The following is a 20,395-nucleotide window of genomic DNA, read 5'->3' on the forward strand; positions in this document are numbered from 1 at the left end:
GCCCAGGTCGCACGTCACGCCAGCGATTCCTTCACCAGCCGGCTCGCCTGGCTCATGTCGAGCTCGGCACCGTGGCGGCTCTTGAGCGCGGCCATGACGCGGCCCATGTCCTTGACCGACGCGGCGCCGGTTTCGGCCTTGATCGTCTCGATCGCCGCGCGCGTTGCCGCCTCGTCCATCTGCGCGGGCAGGAACCGCTCGATCACCTCGAGCTCGCCCTGTTCGGCATCGGCAAGCTCGTCGCGGCCGCCCTTGCGATACATGTCGATCGATTCGCGGCGCTGCTTGATCATTTTCTGCATTACCTCGACGACCATCGCGTCGTCGTCGGCGGGCGGAGCCTTGCCGCGCAGCTCGATGTCGCGATCCTTGATCTTGGCAAGGATCAGGCGGACCGCCGCCAATGTCGGCTTGTCGCCTGACTTCATCGAGGAAATTTGCGCAGCTTTTACGTCGTCGCGAATCATGGCGCGGAGACTCCCTTTCATCACGGAAACGCTAACCTTAGCGGCAAACTTCTTTTTTCGATAGATTGTATCGCGCGCCGGGCAGGCATAAATATCTGGCCGTTTAGCCTCATGCCGACGGACACCCTTATGCCCGATACCAAGCCCGACAGCCGCACTGCCGGCGTGCCAAAGGGCGCGACCGCCCTGCTGTTGCTCGCCGACGGAACCGCGATCTGGGGCAGAGGCTTCGGCGCAGAGGGCGATGCGGTTGGCGAGCTCGTCTTCAACACCGCGATGACCGGCTATCAGGAAGTGATGACCGATCCCAGCTATGCCGGACAGATCATCACCTTCACCTTCCCGCACATCGGCAATGTCGGCGCCAATGACGACGATATAGAGGCCGACGACGCCCACGCGCTCGGCTGCGTCGTGCGCGAGGATATTACCCGGCCAAGCAATTTCCGCAGCACCGAAGGCTTCGACGCCTGGATGAAGGCGCGCGGGCGGATCGGCATTTCGGGGATCGACACCCGCGCACTGACGCGCCGGATCCGCGAAGCCGGCGCGCCCAATGCAGTGATCGCGCACAATGCCGCGGGCCAGTTCGATATCGACGCGCTGCTCGCCAAGGCGAAAGCCTGGCCCGGCCTCAAAGGCATGGACCTAGCCAAAAGCGTCAGCGGCCCGCAGAAAAAGCTGTGGGACGGCGGCCCGTGGCGACTGGGGTTTGGCTACGGGGCGCAGGGCGAGGGCGAAAGGCCGCACGTCGTCGCGATCGACTACGGCGCCAAGCGCAACATCTTCCGCAACCTCGTCCGCGCCGGCGCCAGCGTCACCGTGCTGCCCGCAACCGCGACCTATGCCGATATCATGGCGGAAAAGCCCGACGGCGTTTTCCTGTCGAACGGCCCCGGTGATCCGGCCGCGACGGGCGAATATGCGGTGCCGGTGATCAAGGCGCTGCTCGACGCCGACGTGCCAATCTTCGGCATCTGCCTGGGGCATCAGCTGCTCGCGCTCGCCGCGGGCGCTAAGACGGTCAAGATGCACCAGGGCCACCGCGGCGCCAACCACCCCGTCCAGCGGATCGGCGATCAGCCGCACAGCGGCCTCGTCGAGATCACATCCATGAACCACGGCTTCGCGGTCGACGGCGACACGCTCCCCGCCAATGTCGTCGAAACGCACCGCAGCCTGTTCGACGGCTCGAACTGCGGCATCGCCTTCACCGACAAACGCGCCTTCGGCGTGCAATATCACCCCGAGGCCAGCCCCGGCCCGCAGGACAGCTTCTACCTGTTCGAAAAGTTCGTGGGGGGGCTAAAATAATGTTGGCGATCAACCAAAAAGAGCACGAAGTTCTACAGATACTCGCACACGAATTGGAACGTCACGGTCATCCAGTTACCGCCCCAAGCATCGCCAGCAAGATGATTCCCAAGACGAATTCAAAAGCGGCAAAATTATGCTTGGATCACCTCGTAAAGGCGAGGCTGGTCACTTCGAACTTCGATAACCCAAGGTACGCGGGATACGAGATAACTCGAGAGGGGCTTACGTCACTTGGTGTGATGGCATCCTCCCCCACCACGGATGCATTGCCTAAACATGCTACAGGCGTCGACGAGCGTTCCTCGCAAATAGGAATGGATCATACGGGAAAGCCTTTGCTTGCCAGAGTATTTCGGTGGGTGAGGGGTTGGGGAAAACCAGAAGTTCTCGCCATCATTCTTGCGGCAATTATCACAGCAATTGCAGCCCTTTATGCTGGCGGAAAGATATAATGCCCAAACGTACCGACATTTCCTCGATCCTCGTCATCGGCGCGGGGCCGATCGTTATCGGCCAGGCGTGCGAGTTCGATTATTCGGGCACGCAGGCGATCAAGGCGCTCAAGGAAGAGGGTTACCGGGTCATCCTGGTCAACTCCAACCCCGCGACGATCATGACCGATCCCGAATTGGCCGACGCGACCTATGTCGAGCCGATCACGCCCGAGGTGGTCGCCAAGATCATCGAGAAGGAACGCCCTGACGCGGTGCTGCCGACGATGGGCGGGCAGACCGCGCTCAACTGCGCGCTGAGCCTCAACAAGATGGGGGTGCTCGAGAAATACGGCGTCGTCATGATCGGCGCCGATGCCGAGGCGATCGACAAGGCCGAGGATCGCGAGAAGTTCAAGAGAGCGATGGACAAGATCGGGCTCGAAAGCCCGCGCAGCGCGATCGCGCACAATATGGACGACGCGCTCGCCGCGCTCGAACATATCGGCCTGCCCGCGATCATGCGGCCGAGCTTCACGATGGGCGGGCAGGGCGGCGGCGTCGCCTATAACCGCGAGGAATTCGAGGAGATCGTCAAATCGGGCCTCGACGCCTCGCCGACCAGCGAAGTGCTGATCGAGGAATCGGTCATCGGCTGGAAAGAGTACGAGATGGAGGTCGTGCGCGATCGCGCCGACAACTGCATCATCATCTGTTCGATCGAGAATATCGACCCGATGGGCGTCCATACGGGCGATTCGATCACCGTCGCGCCGGCGCTGACGCTGACCGACAAGGAATACCAGATCATGCGCAACGCGAGCATCGCGGTGCTGCGTGAGATCGGCGTCGAAACCGGCGGGTCGAACGTCCAGTTCGCGGTCAATCCCGCCGACGGACGCCTAGTCGTGATCGAAATGAACCCGCGCGTGTCGCGATCATCGGCGCTGGCGTCGAAAGCGACGGGCTTTCCCATCGCCAAGGTCGCGGCCAAGCTCGCGGTCGGCTACACGCTCGACGAGATCGACAACGACATTACCGGCTGCACGCCTGCGTCGTTCGAACCGACGATCGATTACGTCGTCACCAAGATCCCGCGCTTCGCCTTCGAGAAGTTCAAGGGCGCCGAACAGCTGCTGTCGACCGCGATGAAGTCGGTCGGCGAGGTCATGGCGATCGGCCGCAATTTCCACGAGAGCCTGCAAAAGGCACTGCGCGGGCTCGAAACCGGGCTCGCCGGCCTCGATTTCGTCGAGGCGCTCGAAGGCGCGTCGAAAGAGGCGATCCTGACCGCGCTGGCGCGCCCGACCCCCGATCGCCTGCTCGTCGCCGCGCAAGCCCTTCGAGAAGGCCTCAGCGTCGCCGAAATCCACGCCGTCGCCGGGTTCGACCCGTGGTTCCTGGATCGTCTCGCCGAAATCATCGTGGCCGAGCGCGAAGTGTGCAGCGACGGCCTGCCACGCGACGCCGCCGGGATGCGGCGCCTCAAGGCGATGGGCTTTTCCGACAAGCGGCTCGCCTATCTCGCGCTTATGTCGACCCACGCACCCAAGGGAACGCGCCGCACTCAGGCCTATGGCTCGGGCCTCGTCCACGACGCGATGAAGGCGATGGCCGGCGCCGTCACCGAAGCCGAAGTGCGCAAGCTGCGGCATAAACTGGGCGTGCGTCCCGTCTTCAAGCGCATCGACACCTGCGCCGCCGAATTCGATGCCAAGACGCCCTATATGTACTCGACCTATGAAGCGCCGAGCTTCGGAGAGCCAGAGAATGAGGCGATGCCGTCTGACCGGCGCAAGGTCGTCATCCTCGGCGGCGGGCCAAACCGCATCGGCCAGGGCATCGAGTTCGACTATTGCTGCTGCCACGCCAGCTTCGCGCTCGGCGACGCGAGCAAGGGCGGGGCGGGCTATGAAACGATCATGGTCAACTGCAACCCCGAGACCGTCTCGACCGACTACGACACCTCCGACCGGCTCTATTTCGAGCCTCTGACGGTCGAGGACGTGCTCGAAATCCTCCAGCTCGAGGCAAGCCGCGGCGAACTCGTCGGTGTCATCGTCCAGTTCGGTGGCCAGACGCCGCTCAACCTTGCCCGCGAGCTCGAGGCCGAGGGCATCCCCATCCTCGGCACCAGCCCCGACGCGATCGATCTCGCCGAAGACCGCGAACGCTTTGCCCGCCTCGTCAACAAGCTCGATCTCAAACAGCCTGCCAACGGCATGGCCCGCAGCCGCGACGAGGCGATCGCGATCGCCGCGCGGATCGGCTACCCGGTGCTGACCCGGCCAAGCTACGTTCTCGGCGGGCGGTCGATGGAAATCGTCGACGGCCCCGAGCAGCTCGACGACTATATCGCCAACGAGGTCAAGATTTCGGCTGAAACCCCCGTCCTGATCGACCAGTATCTGCGCGACGCGATCGAGGTCGACGTCGATGCGATCTGCGACGGCACCGACGTCGTCGTTGCCGGCGTGCTGCAGCATATCGAGGAAGCCGGCGTCCATTCGGGCGACAGCGCCTGCGCCATCCCGCCGCACAGCCTGTCGGCGGACATCATCGCCGAGATCGAACGGCAGACCGAATTGCTCGCGCACGGGCTCAAGGTCCGCGGCCTGATGAACATCCAGTTCGCGGTCAAGGACGGCGAGGTCTATCTGATCGAGGTCAATCCGCGCGCCAGCCGGACGGTGCCGTTCGTCGCCAAGGCGATCGGCGCCCCGATCGCCAAGATCGCCGCGCGCGTCATGGCGGGCGAAATGCTCGCCGACCTGCCGAAGATCGATCGCCACATCTCGTACGTCGCGGTCAAGGAGGCGGTGTTCCCCTTCGCGCGTTTCGCCGGGATCGACCCGGTGCTCAGCCCCGAGATGAAATCGACCGGCGAAGTGATGGGGATCGACAGCAATTTCGCGATGGCCTTCGCCAAGTCGCAGCTCGGCGCGAACATCAAGGTCCCGCTCGATGGCACCGTGTTCATCTCGGTCAAGGAAAGCGACAAACCCGTCATCGTCCCCGCCGCACGGCTGATGGAGCAGATGGGTTGGTCGATCGTCGCCACCGACGGCACCGCATCCTTCCTTGAAGGCGTCGGTATCGCCGTCGAGCGCGTCAACAAAGTCGCCCAGGGTCGCCCGCATATCGTCGACCGGATCAAGGACGGCGATATCGACCTCATCTTCAACACGACCGAGGGCTGGCAGAGCCTCAAGGATTCGCAATCGATCCGCGCGTCGGCGCTGCTCGGGCACGTTCCCTATTACACCACCGCGCCCGCTTCGAACGCGGTTGCACAGGCGATCGACGCGCTGCGCTCGCACAGCCTTGAAGTGAAACCGCTTCAGGCCTATTATTCCAACCAGTAACACATCCCGACAACATGCCCCTTCGCGCAGCGTCCGGCCTTGCCGCCGCCGCCAAGCGGGCTTTTGAGTCGGTCGAAGCTCACAGAAAGGACGCGCGCCATGGCAACCGTCGAAAAAATGCCGATGCTGGTCGAAGGCTATGAGATGATGACCGCCCAGCTCAAGGCGCTCAAGGAAGAACGCCCGACGATCGTCGAGGCGATCGAAGTGGCGCGCGCGCATGGCGATCTCAGCGAAAACGCCGAATACCATGCTGCCAAGGAGCGCCAGGGGCAGGTCGAGGCGTCGATCGGCGATCTCGAGGACAAGCTCAGCCGCGCGCAGATCATCGATCCGACGACGCTGTCGGGCGACAAGGTCGTGTTCGGCGCGACGGTCCACCTGCTCGACGAAAACGACAAGCCGGTGACCTACCAGCTCGTCGGCCAGGCCGAAGCCGACGCCAAGAGCGGCAAGATCTCGTACAACTCGCCGCTCGGCCGCGCGCTGATCGGCCGCGTCGTCGACGAAGAGGTCGAACTGACGGTGCCGTCGGGCGACAAATATTACGTCATCGAAAAGATCGAGTTCATCTGATCGGAGCGCATCGAGCATAGCCATGCGCATGCCACCGGGCCTTTTTACCAACATCATCCTGGCTGTCACGGTGATCGCCTGGGCTGCGTTGGCGCTGTCGGGCTGGCAGGATTACGGCTTCATCGCGGGCGGGTTCATTCCTGCGCGCGTCGCTGGCCTCATCGACCTTCCCGGCGCGGTGCCGGTCTGGCTGACGCCCTTGAGCTCGACCTTGCTCCATTCGGGCGCGATGCACATCGCCTTCAATGGGCTGATGCTATTGTTCTGCGGTCGGTTCGTCGAACTCGCCCTCGGGCGCTGGCTGATGCTCGCGCTGTACCTCGTCGGTGCTTATGCCGCCGCTGCCGCGCAATATCTCGCCGACCCTGCCAGTATCGTCCCCGTGGTCGGTGCGAGCGGGGCGATATCGGCGCTGGTTGGCGCTTACGCCCTGCTGTTCAGCAAGCGACGCGTCGCCGGGCGCTTCGGCATTCCCCCCGTCGTGCTCCACGTTGCCTGGCTGGCGGTGGCCTGGATCGGGCTGCAGGTCATGGTCGGCTACGCCTTTGGCGGCAGCGGCATGGCGATCGCGATCTGGGCGCATGTCGGCGGATTTCTCGCCGGGCTGGCCCTCGCGGTGCCGATGCTGCGCCTGCACGAGCGCCAGGTCATCGCGCGCGGCGACGACACGCGGCATTAGGTCAGGCGACGTTGCCATCCTCGCCCGGATCGAGCAGCCGGTGCAGGTGGACGACGACATATTTCATTTCGGCATCGTCAACGGTCCGCTGGGCCGCGCCGCGCCAGGCCTTTTCGGCAGATTTATAGTCGGGATAAACGCCAACGATATCGATCGTCGAGAGATCGGTAAAGTCGAGCGTGCGCGGATCGCTGACGCGTCCGCCGAAAACCAGGTGTAACTTGCTGCTCATGTTCGATTGCCTTGGCGCGGGAGAAATTTCACCCGCGCCGTTAGCAACCGCATCGCCGCACCGCAACTGTGCGGCGCGAAAGCTCTTAGCGCTTTGATTTGGGCAGCATGATCCCGGCGAACAGGCCGACCGCCGTCGCGCTGACGAGGGCGAGCAGGGGGTTGCGCTGGATCCCGTCCGACGTCTTGGCGGGAAGCTCCCGGGCATATTCGCGGCCGTCGGCATAAAGTTCGCCGGCCTTTTCACGACCGTCGGCGTAGAGCTCGACTGCCTTGCCGCGACCCGCCTGATAGGCTTCGCGCGCCTTTTCCGACCCGGCTTCATAGGCGTGACCGGCCTTGATCCGACCGGCTTCAAGCGCGCGGTTTGCAGCGTCGCGGCTGGTTTCGAGCGCTTCGCCTGCAACGACGCGGCCCTTTTCGGCGAGCACTTCGCCCTTGGCGCGGGCATTGCCATAGGTTTCGGCGATACGGTCTCGCGCCGCCGAAGCGGTCTCGCCGGCATCGTCCTTGATCTTTCCGAACTGTTTGAAAATCTTGCGAGCCATGGTCAGTCTCCTGGGGTTTCGTGGGTCGGCGAGGATTCGCCGTTACGTTGGAATAATCGCTTCAAGCGGTCGCGGTGCCACCAGCGCGATCGCGTATCCTTGCCGCCGAGCGCGGCGCGCGTATCGGCAAAGCGATCCGACAGCCAGTGGCCGACCTTTGGCGAGACCGTCGCAATCGGTTTGCGTAGCAGAAAAGCGGCAATCGCGACAGCACCGGCAGCGATCGCATAGGGATGGCTCTTGACCGTCTGGACCGTACCGTCGCGGGTATCGCGACCGATCGCGCGCAGCTTGTAGGTCACGTCACGCTTGAGCTCGCCGGGCGAAAGGCGCTCCTTGGTCGCGACGATATTGCGCTTGAGCAACACGCGGTGCGCGGTCGCGCGCCCCCTCGCGGCACTCAGTTCGCTGCGCATCGTGTCCTTCATTCGCTTTTCGCTCCCAGTGCCTGTTTGATCGCGCTGATCTTCGACCGGCCGATCATCACGCAGACGCCGGCGAGAACGACGAGCGCAACCGCGACGATCGATACCGCCGGCAGCAAGGCCATGATGCGGTTCAACGCCAACACCGCGATGACCGCGATCGCGAAGACGCCCATCATGCTCAGCATCGCCGCCGCGGTCAGCCAGACGACCGCGTGAACCGTCGAATCGGTGACAAAGTTGACCGTCGCGCGGAGCAGCGAAAGTTCGGCCTTGGCCGAGCGTTTGCCTTCTTCGACCAGCGCCTCGATCGTTTGCGTGACCGACGGGCGCGGATCATCGTCCTCATCGTCGATCGGCGGCGCATAGCCGTGATGGACGCGGTCGCCGGTTGCAGACATGTCGGCGCGTTCGTTCAGATCGGGATCAAGCGTCAGAAGAACCGCCTCGCAGCATGCGCGCCATGATGAAACCGACGACGGCCGCGCCACCGATGGCGATTGCCGGGCTCTTGCGGACGAATTCGCGGGTGTTGTCGATCAGTTCGTCGACGTCCTGTTTCTCGACCGTCGCGGCGAGGCTGGCGATCGAGGCGGCAGCGGTGCGAGCATATTCACCATACTGGTCGCCGAGACGATCATCGACGCTCGAGGCGCTGTCGTCGATATATTTGGCCAGGCTGGCGATTGCGCCGGCGGCCTTGTCCTTGCCGTCGCGTGCCATCACCTTGGCGCGGGCCCCCGCATCCTCGGTCATGCGCGCGGCATCGGATTTCAGCTGCGCCGCCTTCTCGCTGGCGAGCTTGCTGACGCTGTCGCGGGTCGCGGCGAAATTGTGTTTCACTTCGCTGGTCGTCGCCGAAGTCGTGGCGGCCTTGCGCGATGCGCCCGACTTGATCGGGGCGGCGGGGCGCGGCGCCCTGGCGGCAGCGGCACGCTTGGCCGATGGGCGCGGCGGGGTCTTGGCCGTGGTCGGCTTCTTTGCCTTGGCGGCGGGTTTGGTCGGGGTTTTCTTGTCAGCCATGATGCGGCTCCTTTCGAACGGAATATCGAGATAGCAAATCGTTTCATCTCGACAACCACCGGATGTGACATTTGTTCCGGTGACGTATATAAGTAATACACCTTAGCGAATTTGGGCGCAAGCAATGGAATGCACCGGCGTCGTCAACATTGCGCGCCGCGTGTCGCCGGATTAGAGGCAGCGCATCGTTCGAGCCATTCGCGCGGCCCGCGCCGCGCCCACCAGACCCGGAGCACACCGCCGTGACCGCCATCATCGATATCCACGCCCGCGAAATTCTCGACAGCCGGGGCAACCCGACGGTCGAGGTCGACATCTTGCTGGAGGATGGCAGCCTGGGCCGCGCGGCGGTGCCATCGGGCGCCTCGACCGGCGCGCATGAGGCGGTCGAACTGCGCGATGGCGATACGGCACGCTACCTCGGCAAGGGGGTGACCAAGGCGGTCGCCGCGGTCAAGGGCGAGATCGCCGAGCTGATTGTCGGCCTCGATGCCGAGGACCAGCGCGAAATCGACATGGCGATGATCGCGCTCGACGGCAGCGCCAACAAGGGCCGGCTCGGCGCGAACGCGATCCTCGGCGTGAGCCTGGCGGTCGCCAAGGCCGCGGCCAGCGCGCGCGGCCTGCCGCTCTATCGCTATGTCGGCGGGGTCCAGGCGCATGTCCTGCCGGTGCCGATGATGAACATCATCAATGGCGGCGAACACGCCGACAACCCGATCGACATCCAGGAATTCATGATCATGCCCGTCGGCGCCGACAGCCTGGCCGAAGGCGTGCGCTGGGGTGCAGAGATCTTTCACACGCTCAAGAAGGGCCTGCACCAGAAGGGTCTCGCGACCGCGGTTGGTGACGAAGGCGGCTTTGCCCCCAACCTCGCCTCGACGCGTGCGGCGCTCGACTTCATCATGGAATCGATCGCACAGGCAGGCTTTACCGCGGGCGACGACGTCGTCCTGGCGCTCGATTGCGCCGCGACCGAATATTTCCGCGACGGCACATACACCATGGCGGGCGAGGGCATCTCGCTGTCGCCGGTCGAAATGGCGGGTTATCTGGCACAGCTTATCAACGATTATCCGATCCGGTCGATCGAGGACGGCATGAGCGAGGATGATTTTGCCGGCTGGGAAGCGCTGACGCGCGCGATCGGCGATCGTTGTCAGCTCGTCGGCGACGACCTGTTCGTCACCAATCCGGCGCGGCTTGCCGACGGCATCAAGCGCGGCCTGGCCAACTCGCTGCTCGTCAAGGTCAACCAGATCGGCACGCTGACCGAAACGCTCGAGGCGGTCGCGATGGCGCAGCGCGCGGGCTACACCGCGGTCATGTCGCACCGCTCGGGCGAGACCGAGGATACGACAATCGCGGACCTCGCGGTGGCGACCAATTGCGGGCAGATCAAGACCGGCAGCCTGGCACGGTCGGACCGGCTCGCGAAGTACAACCAGTTGATCCGCATCGAGGAAGAGCTTGGCGATACCGCGGTCTATGCGGGCCGTTCGATCTTCGCCGCTTGATTGCCCGCAGCGATTGTGATTCAGTCCCGACCCGTGAAACCCACGACCAAATCCGACGGCAAGCCAGCGCATAACGGCACCTTACCTTTGCCCAAACGAAAGCGGGCGATCGTGTCGGCGCTCGGCCCTGCGCTGGCGGTGGTGATCCTCGTCGCGATGGTCAGCTATGCGGTGTTCGGACCGACCGGGCTCTACGCCTGGGGCGATTATCGCCAGTCGCTGTCGAAAAAGAAGGTCGAGCTGGAAAAGCTCAAGGCCGAGGAAGCGCGCCTGCAGAACCGCACCAAGCTCGTCGATCCGCGCCATGCCGACCCCGATCTCGTCGACGAGCTGGTGCGCAAGGAACTCAACGTCAACGATCCCGGCGAGGTAATCATCCCGCGCAATACGCCCGATAGCGCGCCGCGCTAACGCTACGGCTTGCAGCCCGGGCTAGTCTTTGCCAAGGCTGCCCCAAAGCCGCGCCGGTTCCGGCGCTGACCCTTATCGACCGTCGAAAGGACTGTCCCTTGGCGAAATCTCCGTCGCGCCCCGCCGCGAAACCGGCCCCGGCCAAAAAGGCTGCGACCAAGAGCGCTCCGCCCGCACTGCCCAATCGTGAACGCCCCGACCAGCCCGAGCCGTTCGACGCGAGCAAGGACGAATTGCTCCAGTTCTATCGCGACATGCTGCTCATCCGCCGCTTCGAGGAAAAGGCGGGGCAGCTATACGGCCTCGGCCTGATCGGCGGCTTCTGCCACCTCTATATCGGCCAGGAGGCGGTCGCGATCGGCCTGCAGTCGGCGCTCGACGGTGACAAGGACAGCGTCATCACCGGCTATCGCGATCACGGCCACATGCTCGCTTACGGTATCGACCCCAAGCTGATCATGGCCGAACTGACCGGTCGTCAGGCGGGCATATCGAAGGGCAAGGGCGGTTCGATGCACATGTTCAGCGTCGAACATAAATTCTATGGCGGCCACGGCATCGTCGGGGCGCAGGTCTCGCTCGGCACCGGGCTCGGCTTCGCGCACAAATACCGCAAGGACGGCGGCGTCTGCATGGCCTATTTCGGCGACGGCGCGGCCAACCAGGGCCAGGTCTACGAAAGCTTCAACATGGCCGAGCTGTGGAAGCTGCCGATCATCTTCGTGATCGAGAACAACCAGTATGCGATGGGCACCAGCGTCAACCGCTCGTCGGCCGAGGACCAGCTCTACCGCCGCGGCGAGAGCTTTCGCATTCCCGGGCTGCAGGTCGACGGGATGGACGTGCTCGCGGTCCGCGGCGCGGCCGAAGAGGCGCTCAAATGGGTCCGTGCCGGCAAGGGACCGATCCTGCTCGAACTCAAGACCTACCGCTATCGCGGCCATTCGATGAGCGATCCGGCCAAATACCGCAGCCGCGACGAGGTCCAGGCGGTGCGCGACAAGTCGGACCCGATCGAACACGTGAAGAAACTGCTCGAAAAACAGGGCGTCAAGGAAGAGGCGATGAAGGACATCGACAAGGAGATCAGGAAGATCGTCAGCGACGCCGCCGACTTTGCCGAAAACTCGCCCGAGCCAGAGGCGGCCGAACTCTACACCGACGTCCTGGTGGAGACCTACTGATGGCGATCGAACTCAAGATGCCCGCTCTGTCACCGACGATGGAAGAAGGCACGCTCGCCAAATGGCTCGTCAAGGAAGGCGACGAGGTCAAATCGGGCGACATCCTGGCCGAGATCGAAACCGACAAGGCGACGATGGAATTCGAAGCGGTCGACGAAGGCACGATCGCCAAGATCCTGGTCGCCGAGGGGACCGACGCGGTCAAGGTCGGCACCGTCATCGCGATGATCGCCGGTGAAGACGAGGATGCCAGCACGGTCGAAGCGCCGAAAGCTGCTCCCGCTGCGCCCGCTCCCGCTGCCGCCGCGCCGGTTGACGTTCCGGGCGAGGGCAAGGATGTCGGCCGCGCCGAATCGGAGGCCGAGATTACCAAGCACGACGCTCCGCCGGCCAAGCCGCGCCCGTCGGACCCGGCGATTCCCGATGGCACCAAGATGGTTACGACGACCGTCCGCGAAGCCTTGCGCGACGCGATGGCCGAAGAGATGCGCGGCGACGACCGCGTGTTCGTGATGGGCGAGGAAGTCGCCGAGTACCAGGGCGCCTACAAGGTGACGCAGGGTCTGCTCGAGGAGTTCGGCCCGGCGCGCGTCATCGATACGCCGATCACCGAATATGGCTTTGCCGGTCTCGGCACCGGCGCGGCGATGGGCGGCCTGCGCCCGATCGTCGAGTTCATGACGTTCAATTTCGCGATGCAGGCGATCGACCACATCATCAACTCGGCGGCCAAGACCAATTATATGTCAGGCGGCCAGATGCGCTGCCCGATCGTCTTTCGCGGCCCCAATGGCGCCGCCAGCCGCGTCGGCGCACAGCACAGCCAGAATTATGGCCCGTGGTACGCCAGCGTACCTGGGCTGATCGTCATCGCACCTTACGACGCGGCCGATGCCAAGGGCCTGCTCAAGGCGGCGATCCGCAGCGAAGACCCCGTCGTATTCCTCGAAAACGAGCTGATGTACGGCAAGAGCTTCGATATTCCCGATCTCGACGACCATGTCCTGCCGATCGGCAAGGCGCGGATCGTCCGCGAAGGCGCCGACGTGACTTTGGTCAGCTATTCGATCGGCGTCGGGGTGGCACTCGAGGCGGCCGAGATGCTGGCAGGAGAGGGGATCGACGCCGAGGTGATCGACCTGCGCACGCTGCGTCCGCTCGATACCGTCACGGTCCTCGAAAGCCTCAAGAAGACCAACCGCGTCGTCGTCGTCGAGGAAGGCTGGCCGACCTGTTCGATCGCCAGCGAGATTTCGGCGGTGTGCATGGAACAGGGTTTCGACTGGCTCGACGCGCCGGTCCTGCGCGTGACCAACGAGGACGTTCCTCTTCCCTATGCGGCGAACCTCGAGAAACTGGCGCTGGTCGATGCGGCGCGCGTCGTCGCTGCGGCCAGGAAAGTCAGCTACCGCTAACGGTCAGCAGAATCCGATTTTCGAATCGGGAACGGCTGGCGAGGGATTGTAGACGTTGCCATATTTGGCAGCCTTGGTTGTATCGCCCGTGAGGTCGCGATCGTCGCGAACGTACATCGCGGCGGTTTTCTTGATCACCTGCGGGCCGAACATCGATCCGAAGATGATCGGCTGATAGTCGTAGGCGACTTCGACGAACATGATGGCAAATCCGGTATCGGCGGCGACCTGTTTGCCTGCGGGACCCATGCCCTTCATCGCGGTACCGCTGGCCCCGTCGCCTTGGAGGCCGAAACTCGAAACATAAACCTTGCTACCCGAACAGCGCTGCCAGTGGATCCATTGGCCGCCGTCCGCGTTTTTTTCCAGGCTCGACAGGATGATGCGACCGTTTTTGATCAGGTTCAGGCCACCCGCCTGCAACTGGGCGGCGGTCAGCGCCTGGTTGATGTCGGTTTCGCGCAGTCGGGGCAGGCCGGTGGCGACTTTCTGCTTGGCGCGCGAAGCGTTGTCGGCGAGCGACAGCGCGACCTGACTGATCCGCATATGGGTGATCGCAAGGTTGCCGAGCTCGATCCCGCCGAGGCCCAGGACCATCAGGATCGGGAGCATATATGCAAATTCGACATAAGCGAGTGCCGATGTGTCACGGCCCAGTCCGCGAAGCCGCCCGACGCATCGGGCGATGGCGCCTGACCCGCGGGTCATGGGCACACCGATTTGGTCGGGCGTGCGGCCTGGCTGCCGAACGGCTGGTTGCGCAGGATCGTCGTTGCCGTGAGCTGGCGACTTTTCTGGAAATAGTTGTTCTTGTTCTGCATGTTGAGCAGACTCCAGAGCGGAAACATGGAATCGAACTTCTCGGTCACGGTATAAACGACGACATCGTCGGCGCCACCGAGACCTGCCGCACCACTATCGGCATCCCATTTGTTGTTGCCGTTGACGTCGGTGAAACATTCGGACGTATCGTATTTGGCGTTTCCGTTGGCATCGACGAAATCCTCGGGCATGCCGACAACATCGAAATTCTCGTAGTTCTTGCGTGAAAAGGTCACGACAGCGACTTTGTTTACGTCATGGATGCGCGCGGCGACCGTTGCATCGACGATGGACTGAGCCGTCGGTCCCGATTGCAGTCCCGAACTACGACCTGCATTCTGCACCGCACCTTCGAGAATGGCGTGGTTGTAGGCAGCGTAGCCGATATCGAAAATGCCGAAGATGAACATGAAAAAGATCGGTCCGATGATCGCGAATTCGATCATCGTCGAGCCGTCTTCGCTGGCACCTAGGCGTTTGGCGAACTTCCGCAGCAGGCTCATTTGTTGAGCCTCAGGTCGGCGATCTGCGAGGCGATCGCCTTGAAGGCGTCCTTGAGCGCGGTGGTGCTCGACGATTCATACGCCCGGTTGTCGCTCGAACATTTGCGCAGATTGTCTGTCATCCCGGTGCCGAAACTGACCGTCCAGATCATGTAGCCCTCGGCCTTCGCGGCTTCACATGCGGCGAGGAAACGGTTCGAATGGTAGTCGGTCAACGTACTGTTGTTGGTGCCCGACGGTGCCACGCGATTGTCGTAGATTTCCTGACCATAGGACGAATACGTCGTCGTTGTCGGTGCCATTTCGCCATCGGTCATGAAGATGATGTGGCGGCTGACCGATTTGGTCACGCCGTCGTCGACGATCGATTTGAAGATGCCGCGCGGACTGCCGAGGCGTGCACCCCAGATCATGCCGATATCGTGATAGGTTGAACCTGATGGTTGAAGCGAGTCGAGATAATTGGTCAGCCACGTCGGCACGGTCGTCGCATTGACCGTATCGACCGCGGTGAATTCGCGCATCGTCTCGGGGCAGTTGGCGTTGACGCTGTTGAGCGTGGTCGTCGAATCGACGCTCGTCAGGTTGTTGTAGCGATAATATTCGACGTGCTCCCACAGCGGCTTCCAGCGCGTCGCTTCGCTTGTCGGGGCGCTATTGATGTCGAGATCGGTCGCACCCGACGGCACCGGCGACATGGCAAAGTTCCTGACCGTCGCGCGCTCTTCGATACAGCCTTGCCACGTGCTGTTCGTCGAAATAATTCCCTTTGCGCCGGGCGCGGTCAGCAGGTCGACGGGATCATAGACGCCAGCCGTTGTGACGGTACCCGCGGTGCCAGTGGCGATTTGCGTGCTGCCAGTCTTTATCCCGACGGTCGAAATCGGATCGGCGGTATAGCGCCATTTGGTCCAGGAAAACCCACCGCTCACATAATTGACGTCACGGTCCTGGTAGGTCCGACGGCACGAGCGGGTGTTGCCCTTTTTATCAGGGGCACCCGAATAGCCCCATTCGGGATTATAATATATTCGCTCGCGCACGGTGCCGGGCTTCGAACCGCTGAGGATAAGAGGATTTGTGCCACTGGACGGATAGTTGTTATCGGCATAATCGTTGCACTGGTTACTCGAAATGTCGGCTCCGCTATTATAGACCTGTGTCTGCGCCGAGCCGACGTTGGTCGTGCTGGACACCGTATATACGGGGGTATCGTACACCGCGAGCCGTGTCTGATAGGTGTGGCTGTTCGCCAGATAGCTGGCCGGGAACTGACCCGCGGCGATCAGGCCACTGACATTGACCGATGAACTGTACGGCACGAAGCCATAGCGGATCCGCGTCTCGGTATCGTTGGTCACCGCTGCCGCGATTGTCTTGTGAAAATCGGCGACGGCTTCGCGGATGCCCGCAATGCGCGAGCCCGAGCCGCCATTACAGCTGCTGCTACCATTTGGGCACCACGCCATCGAACCCGTGGTGTCGAGCACGAACATGATGTCGGCGTTGGCGATCTGCAGTTCGGCGCTGCACGTCACGGTCAGATCAAAGTTGGTGTAACCGAAAGTCTTCATGATCAGCGTCGGGAGCTTGGTCGACGCGTTCCCGTTCACCTGACCCTCGGTGTTTGCCGCAGTGGTGAAGCTCGTATTGGTGACCTTGACGCCGTCGCCGTTGAAGTTGAAATTGAACATCGTATTGGCCTTGGACTGGGCCGCCGTGTTGTAGCTCCCGACCTGTCCCATCGCCTTGCGCCCGGCGAGGACGCCGGCGTCGCAGGCCGATTGCAACCGCGTCTTGACCATATAGGCGCGGCTCATGTCGACGCCCGATCCGATCATCCCGATCATCGGGAAGAGCAGGAAAGCGGTGATGATGAGCGTGTTGCCGCCTTCGTCGCGGGCAAGGCGACGCATGGCGCGAACGGTCTTTTTCAGCATCTGGATCATTGGTCCCTGAACCCCTCAGCGCTGGGCGGCTGTGCCTAATCCCACTTTCGTGCCATGACCCATAGTGGCTGATGGTTCATCGCAGCCTAAACGGTGTGGTTAATGACAATTCAACACGAAGCGGTGCCATTGCAGACCCTCCCGGAAGTGCGGCCTGACGTGGTCGCGCTCGACAATCCGGTGCTGCTGGCAATGGTTTCGCCTACGAAACGGCAACCGCTGTCGGCGATCTGGGCATTCGACCGGGCGATGGCCGCAACGGTTGCCCGCGCCAAGGGCGGCGATGCGATCATGGCCCAGCTCAGGCTGGCCTGGTGGCGCGACGAGATCGCCGCACTGGCGACACCCAGGCAACGGCCCGATCCGGTGCTTGCCGCGCTCGCGCAGTTCGTGCCCGCCGCCCAGATCGATAGCCTGGCCGAACTGGTGGACATTTGGGAGCGGCTCTTGCTCGCTCAGCCACTCGATCGTGCTGCGGCAATTACCCATGCCAAAGGCCGCGGTGCGACCCTCGCTGCGCTCGCCAGCGAAATCCTCGATCCCGCTGGCCCTGATCGACAAGGCCTCGGGACATGCTGGGCTGCCGTCGATCTGGCGACGCACATCGACGACGAAGCGATCACGGCGTCGTTGTTCGATCATGCCGCGGAGGCCAATGCGAACGACCGCGGTGGCCCCCGTGCGCTGCGTGCGCTCGCGGGATGGTCGCGGCGGATAGCCTTGCGCCACGGCACGCCTTCTCCCCTGCGCGACCAGCTCTATTTGTTGCGCATGGGACTGATCGGGCGCTGAAGCATCTTGGCATCGGCCGGCGATTTGCATAGCATCGCGCGCTATCGACACGGGAGGCGACGATGAACCGGACGATAGCGGGTGCCATCGCGGCGATCCTGTTGCTCGCGGGCGGACTGTTCCTCTGGCAGGCGGAAAGCCAGGATGCCGAACCGCTCGCCGCTGCTCCGCCGACCGAGCGAAGCGTGCCGACGCTGCCCGATCCGCCCGCCGCCAATGCGCCCAGTCGCGGTCCGGCGCCGCCAGCGCCACCCGAAGCGAAGAAGGCGACCCGAGAAGAAGCGCGCTTCAATCGCTACGACCGCAATCGCGACGAGGCGATCAGCCGGATCGAGCTGATGTCGAGCCGGACCAGCGCATTCAAGAAGCTCGACAAGGACGGCAACAACCTGCTGACCTTCGAAGAGTGGGCGGTGGCGACATCGGATCGCTTTGCGCGCGCCGACGCCAATCGCAACGGCCTGCTGACCCGCGCCGAATTTGCGACCACCGCGCCCAAGCGGAGCGCAAAACCAAAGTGCGGCTGTTAGGCCGTCACCAACGTGGTTTCAGCGATCCAGTCGGCCAGGTCGGCGCGGGCACGCGACGTATAGGCTTCCTTGCGCTGCTTCTTCTTGACGTCATGGAGCGGCGGGAAGAGGCCGAAATTGACGTTCATCGGCTGGTAGCTCGAGGCATCGGCGCCGCCGGTGATATGGCCAAGCAGCGCGCCGATCGCGGTCGTATCGGGCGGTGAGGGCAGGGTGCTGCCCGTGACTTCGGCCGCTGCAAAACGACCTGCCATCAGGCCGACCGCCGCGCTTTCGACATAGCCCTCGCACCCTGTGATCTGCCCGGCAAAGCGGATATGCGGCGCCGACTTGAGGCGCAGCTCGCCGTCGAGCAGTTCGGGCGAACGGATGAATGTGTTGCGATGGAGCCCGCCGAGCCGTGCGAACTCGGCCTTTTCGAGCCCTGGGATCATGCGGAACACCTCGACCTGCGCGCCGTGCTTGAGCTTGGTCTGGAAGCCGACCATGTTCCACAGCGTGCCGAGGGCATTGTCCTGGCGCAGCTGGACGACCGCATAGGGCCAGCGCCCGGTCGGGTGCTCGGGCGTCGCGGCGTGGGGATTGTCGAGCCCGACGGGCTTCATCGGGCCATAGCGCAGCGTATCGATGCCGCGTTCGGCCATCACCTCGACGGGCATGCAGCCGTCGAAATACGGCGTGTCGGCCTCCCACTGCTTGAATACCGTCTTCTCGCCGTCGAGCAGCGCCTGATGAAAGGCGAGATATTGCTCCTTGGTCATCGGGCAGTTGATGTAATCCTTGCCGTCACCGTCGGGCGATCCCTTGTCCCAGCGGCTCGCCATCCAGCAGATATCCATGTCGACGCTTTCGCGGTGGACGATCGGCGCGATCGCGTCGAAAAACGCCAGCGCATCGGCGCCTGTCGCAGCCGCGATGCTCTCGGCGAGCGCGGTGCCCGTCAGCGGCCCCGTTGCGACGATCGTAAGCCCCTCGGCGGGCAGCGCGTCGATCCGTTCGCGGACGATCTCGATCAACGGCTCGGCCGCCAGCGCGGCGGTCACCGCATCCGAAAACGCATCGCGATCAACCGCAAGCGCCGACCCGGCGGGAACCTTGGCCGATTCCGCCGCGGTCATGATCAGCGAATCGAGTTCGCGCATTTCCTGATGGAGCAGTCCGACCGCGTTGCTCGTCGCGTCGTCCGAACGAAAGCTGTTCGAACAGACGAGCTCGGCGAGGCCGTCGCTATGGTGCGCCGCAGTGCTATCGCCGCCCCCGCGCATTTCCGATAGGCGAACCTTAACGCCTGCGCGGGCAAGCTGCCACGCGGCTTCGCTTCCCGCGAGGCCGCCACCGATGATATGGACCGTGTCTGTCATGCCGCGCGCATAGCAACGCGGACCGCAAACGAACAGGGAAGTTACGATGGAAGCTCACCGGCCAAGGCTCGACGCACTGTTTTTCGCCGCAGTGTTTGCCGGCGCCAGCTATTACGCAGCGGTGCTGCTCGAACTCCAAAACCCCTCGGCGATCGTCTGGAAGGGTGCCGGGGTCGGATTGCTCGCCTTGTGGGCGGCGCGTCACGCGCGCTCGCTCGACGGCTGGCTGATCGCTGGCGTCTTGGCGCTCGGCGCGACGGGCGATGTCCTGATCGACGCTGTGAACCTCAGGATGGGCGGAATCGCTTTCATGATCGGACACATCGTCGCGGTCGTCCTCTACCTGCGCAACCGGCGAGCGGCACCGAGCGGAAGCCAAGCGTTGCTCGGCCTGGTGCTGCTCGTGGGCGTACCGGCGATCGCCTATGCGGTCTCACCGCCGGGCATGCAGGCGGTCGGCCACGCGATCTACGGCCTGACGATCGGGGCGATGGCGGGCGCGGCATGGACGAGCCGCTTCTCGCGTTACCGCGTCGGCATCGGCGCGGTCCTGTTCGCGCTGTCCGACCTGCTCATTTTCGGTCGGCTCGGCCCGCTTGCGGACTCGTCCTTGCCGCATCTGCTCGTCTGGCCGCTCTACTTTGCCGGCCAGGCGCTCATCGCCTGGGGCGTGGTTACGCGCGTATCGAGCGAACGGGCCGCTCCGAGTTAAGGCGCCAAGGCCCTGAAGGACAGGGCTTCGACAAGCCCAGCCCCAACGGGTTTGGGTGGTGAACCCAAAGCCGTTTATCCTGAGTAGGGCCGCAGGCCCGTATCGAAGGACTGTCCTTCCTGATCGAATTTCCG

The 20,395-nt window shown here is 63.5% G+C and carries 22 protein-coding genes; 12 read left to right on the top strand and 10 right to left on the bottom strand.

The features are described from left to right. Positions 1-14: 14 nt before the first annotated feature. Positions 15-467, bottom strand: a complete 453-nt coding sequence (locus tag FSZ31_RS09075; protein ID WP_147123027.1) for a GatB/YqeY domain-containing protein — start codon at positions 465-467, stop codon at positions 15-17. 129 nt (positions 468-596) lie between these two features. Between FSZ31_RS09075 and carA the strand changes: the two genes are divergently transcribed. The 5 genes from carA (at position 597) to FSZ31_RS09100 (ending at position 6,835) form a co-directional block, all read left to right on the top strand. Further along, a complete protein-coding gene (gene carA / locus FSZ31_RS09080; RefSeq protein WP_147123028.1) occupies positions 597-1,781 on the top strand; it encodes a glutamine-hydrolyzing carbamoyl-phosphate synthase small subunit in 1,185 nt (394 codons plus the stop codon). Further along, positions 1,781-2,236, top strand: a complete 456-nt coding sequence (locus FSZ31_RS09085; protein WP_147123029.1) for a hypothetical protein — start codon at positions 1,781-1,783, stop codon at positions 2,234-2,236. Before carA ends, FSZ31_RS09085 begins: the two co-directional genes overlap by 1 nt. Next, positions 2,236-5,580, top strand: a complete 3,345-nt coding sequence (carB, locus tag FSZ31_RS09090; RefSeq protein ID WP_147123030.1) for a carbamoyl-phosphate synthase large subunit — start codon at positions 2,236-2,238, stop codon at positions 5,578-5,580. The genes FSZ31_RS09085 and carB overlap by 1 nt, the downstream gene beginning before the upstream one ends. A 99-nt stretch (positions 5,581-5,679) precedes the next feature. Beyond that, a complete protein-coding gene (greA, locus tag FSZ31_RS09095; RefSeq protein ID WP_147123031.1) occupies positions 5,680-6,156 on the top strand; it encodes a transcription elongation factor GreA in 477 nt (158 codons plus the stop codon). Between the two features lie 22 nt (positions 6,157-6,178). Beyond that, on the top strand, positions 6,179-6,835 hold the full coding sequence (locus FSZ31_RS09100; protein WP_147123032.1) for a rhomboid family intramembrane serine protease: 657 nt from the start codon (positions 6,179-6,181) through the stop codon (positions 6,833-6,835). A 1-nt stretch (position 6,836) separates the two neighbouring features. On the opposite strand, the gene FSZ31_RS09105 is transcribed toward FSZ31_RS09100, so the two are convergent. From FSZ31_RS09105 to FSZ31_RS09125, 5 genes are all read right to left on the bottom strand, one after another. Next, positions 6,837-7,067: a DUF4170 domain-containing protein gene (locus FSZ31_RS09105; protein ID WP_147123033.1), complete on the bottom strand. Its 231-nt coding sequence runs from the start codon at positions 7,065-7,067 to the stop codon at positions 6,837-6,839. An 85-nt stretch (positions 7,068-7,152) separates the two neighbouring features. After that, on the bottom strand, positions 7,153-7,614 hold the full coding sequence (locus FSZ31_RS09110; RefSeq protein WP_147123034.1) for a hypothetical protein: 462 nt from the start codon (positions 7,612-7,614) through the stop codon (positions 7,153-7,155). Between the two features lie 2 nt (positions 7,615-7,616). Next, positions 7,617-8,030, bottom strand: coding sequence for a hypothetical protein (locus FSZ31_RS09115; protein ID WP_147123035.1), 414 nt, complete (start codon positions 8,028-8,030; stop codon positions 7,617-7,619). A gap of 8 nt (positions 8,031-8,038) precedes the next feature. Further along, positions 8,039-8,440 (bottom strand): phage holin family protein, encoded by a 402-nt coding sequence (locus FSZ31_RS09120; protein WP_147123036.1) that lies wholly within the window; start codon positions 8,438-8,440, stop codon positions 8,039-8,041. 25 nt (positions 8,441-8,465) lie between these two features. Further along, a complete protein-coding gene (locus tag FSZ31_RS09125; RefSeq protein ID WP_147123037.1) occupies positions 8,466-9,062 on the bottom strand; it encodes a hypothetical protein in 597 nt (198 codons plus the stop codon). Positions 9,063-9,304: 242 nt separating this feature from the next. Between FSZ31_RS09125 and eno the strand changes: the two genes are divergently transcribed. The 4 genes from eno (at position 9,305) to FSZ31_RS09145 (ending at position 13,592) form a co-directional block, all read left to right on the top strand. Continuing rightward, complete coding sequence (gene eno / locus FSZ31_RS09130) at positions 9,305-10,582, top strand: phosphopyruvate hydratase (RefSeq protein ID WP_147123038.1); 1,278 nt, start codon at positions 9,305-9,307, stop codon at positions 10,580-10,582. 33 nt (positions 10,583-10,615) lie between these two features. Beyond that, positions 10,616-10,993 (top strand): FtsB family cell division protein, encoded by a 378-nt coding sequence (locus FSZ31_RS09135; protein ID WP_236643743.1) that lies wholly within the window; start codon positions 10,616-10,618, stop codon positions 10,991-10,993. Between the two features lie 98 nt (positions 10,994-11,091). Further along, positions 11,092-12,177: a pyruvate dehydrogenase (acetyl-transferring) E1 component subunit alpha gene (gene pdhA, locus FSZ31_RS09140; protein WP_147123039.1), complete on the top strand. Its 1,086-nt coding sequence runs from the start codon at positions 11,092-11,094 to the stop codon at positions 12,175-12,177. Further along, positions 12,177-13,592: a pyruvate dehydrogenase complex E1 component subunit beta gene (locus FSZ31_RS09145; protein ID WP_147123040.1), complete on the top strand. Its 1,416-nt coding sequence runs from the start codon at positions 12,177-12,179 to the stop codon at positions 13,590-13,592. Before pdhA ends, FSZ31_RS09145 begins: the two co-directional genes overlap by 1 nt. Positions 13,593-13,595: 3 nt before the next feature. Here FSZ31_RS09145 and FSZ31_RS09150 read toward each other — a convergent pair whose 3' ends face one another. The 3 genes from FSZ31_RS09150 to FSZ31_RS09160 are packed head-to-tail and all read right to left on the bottom strand — an operon-like array spanning position 13,596 to position 16,866. Beyond that, complete coding sequence (locus FSZ31_RS09150; RefSeq protein WP_201739151.1) at positions 13,596-14,300, bottom strand: TadE/TadG family type IV pilus assembly protein; 705 nt, start codon at positions 14,298-14,300, stop codon at positions 13,596-13,598. After that, on the bottom strand, positions 14,297-14,917 hold the full coding sequence (locus FSZ31_RS09155) for a TadE/TadG family type IV pilus assembly protein (RefSeq protein WP_147123041.1): 621 nt from the start codon (positions 14,915-14,917) through the stop codon (positions 14,297-14,299). Before FSZ31_RS09155 ends, FSZ31_RS09150 begins: the two co-directional genes overlap by 4 nt. Beyond that, the gene (locus FSZ31_RS09160; protein WP_147123042.1) at positions 14,914-16,866 is read right to left on the bottom strand and encodes a pilus assembly protein; all 1,953 of its coding nucleotides are present in this window, start codon (positions 16,864-16,866) and stop codon (positions 14,914-14,916) included. Before FSZ31_RS09160 ends, FSZ31_RS09155 begins: the two co-directional genes overlap by 4 nt. 102 nt (positions 16,867-16,968) lie before the next feature. Here FSZ31_RS09160 and FSZ31_RS09165 point away from each other — a divergent pair, with 102 nt between their 5' ends. Both FSZ31_RS09165 and FSZ31_RS09170 read left to right on the top strand, forming a co-directional pair. Continuing rightward, positions 16,969-17,658, top strand: a complete 690-nt coding sequence (locus tag FSZ31_RS09165; protein ID WP_147123043.1) for a squalene/phytoene synthase family protein — start codon at positions 16,969-16,971, stop codon at positions 17,656-17,658. Positions 17,659-17,720: 62 nt separating this feature from the next. Continuing rightward, entirely contained in the window at positions 17,721-18,188 is a 468-nt protein-coding gene (locus FSZ31_RS09170) for an EF-hand domain-containing protein (RefSeq protein WP_147123044.1), read from the top strand. Here FSZ31_RS09170 and trmFO read toward each other — a convergent pair. Next, positions 18,185-19,549: a methylenetetrahydrofolate--tRNA-(uracil(54)-C(5))-methyltransferase (FADH(2)-oxidizing) TrmFO gene (gene trmFO, locus FSZ31_RS09175; protein WP_147123045.1), complete on the bottom strand. Its 1,365-nt coding sequence runs from the start codon at positions 19,547-19,549 to the stop codon at positions 18,185-18,187. The genes FSZ31_RS09170 and trmFO overlap by 4 nt on opposite strands. A gap of 46 nt (positions 19,550-19,595) precedes the next feature. Here trmFO and FSZ31_RS09180 point away from each other — a divergent pair, with 46 nt between their 5' ends. Beyond that, positions 19,596-20,261: a lysoplasmalogenase gene (locus tag FSZ31_RS09180; protein WP_147123046.1), complete on the top strand. Its 666-nt coding sequence runs from the start codon at positions 19,596-19,598 to the stop codon at positions 20,259-20,261. The last annotated feature ends 134 nt before the right edge of the window (positions 20,262-20,395 follow it).

Origin of the sequence: Flavisphingopyxis soli (assembly GCF_007995095.1) — a bacterium.
Classification (GTDB): Bacteria; Pseudomonadota; Alphaproteobacteria; order Sphingomonadales; family Sphingomonadaceae; genus Flavisphingopyxis; species Flavisphingopyxis soli.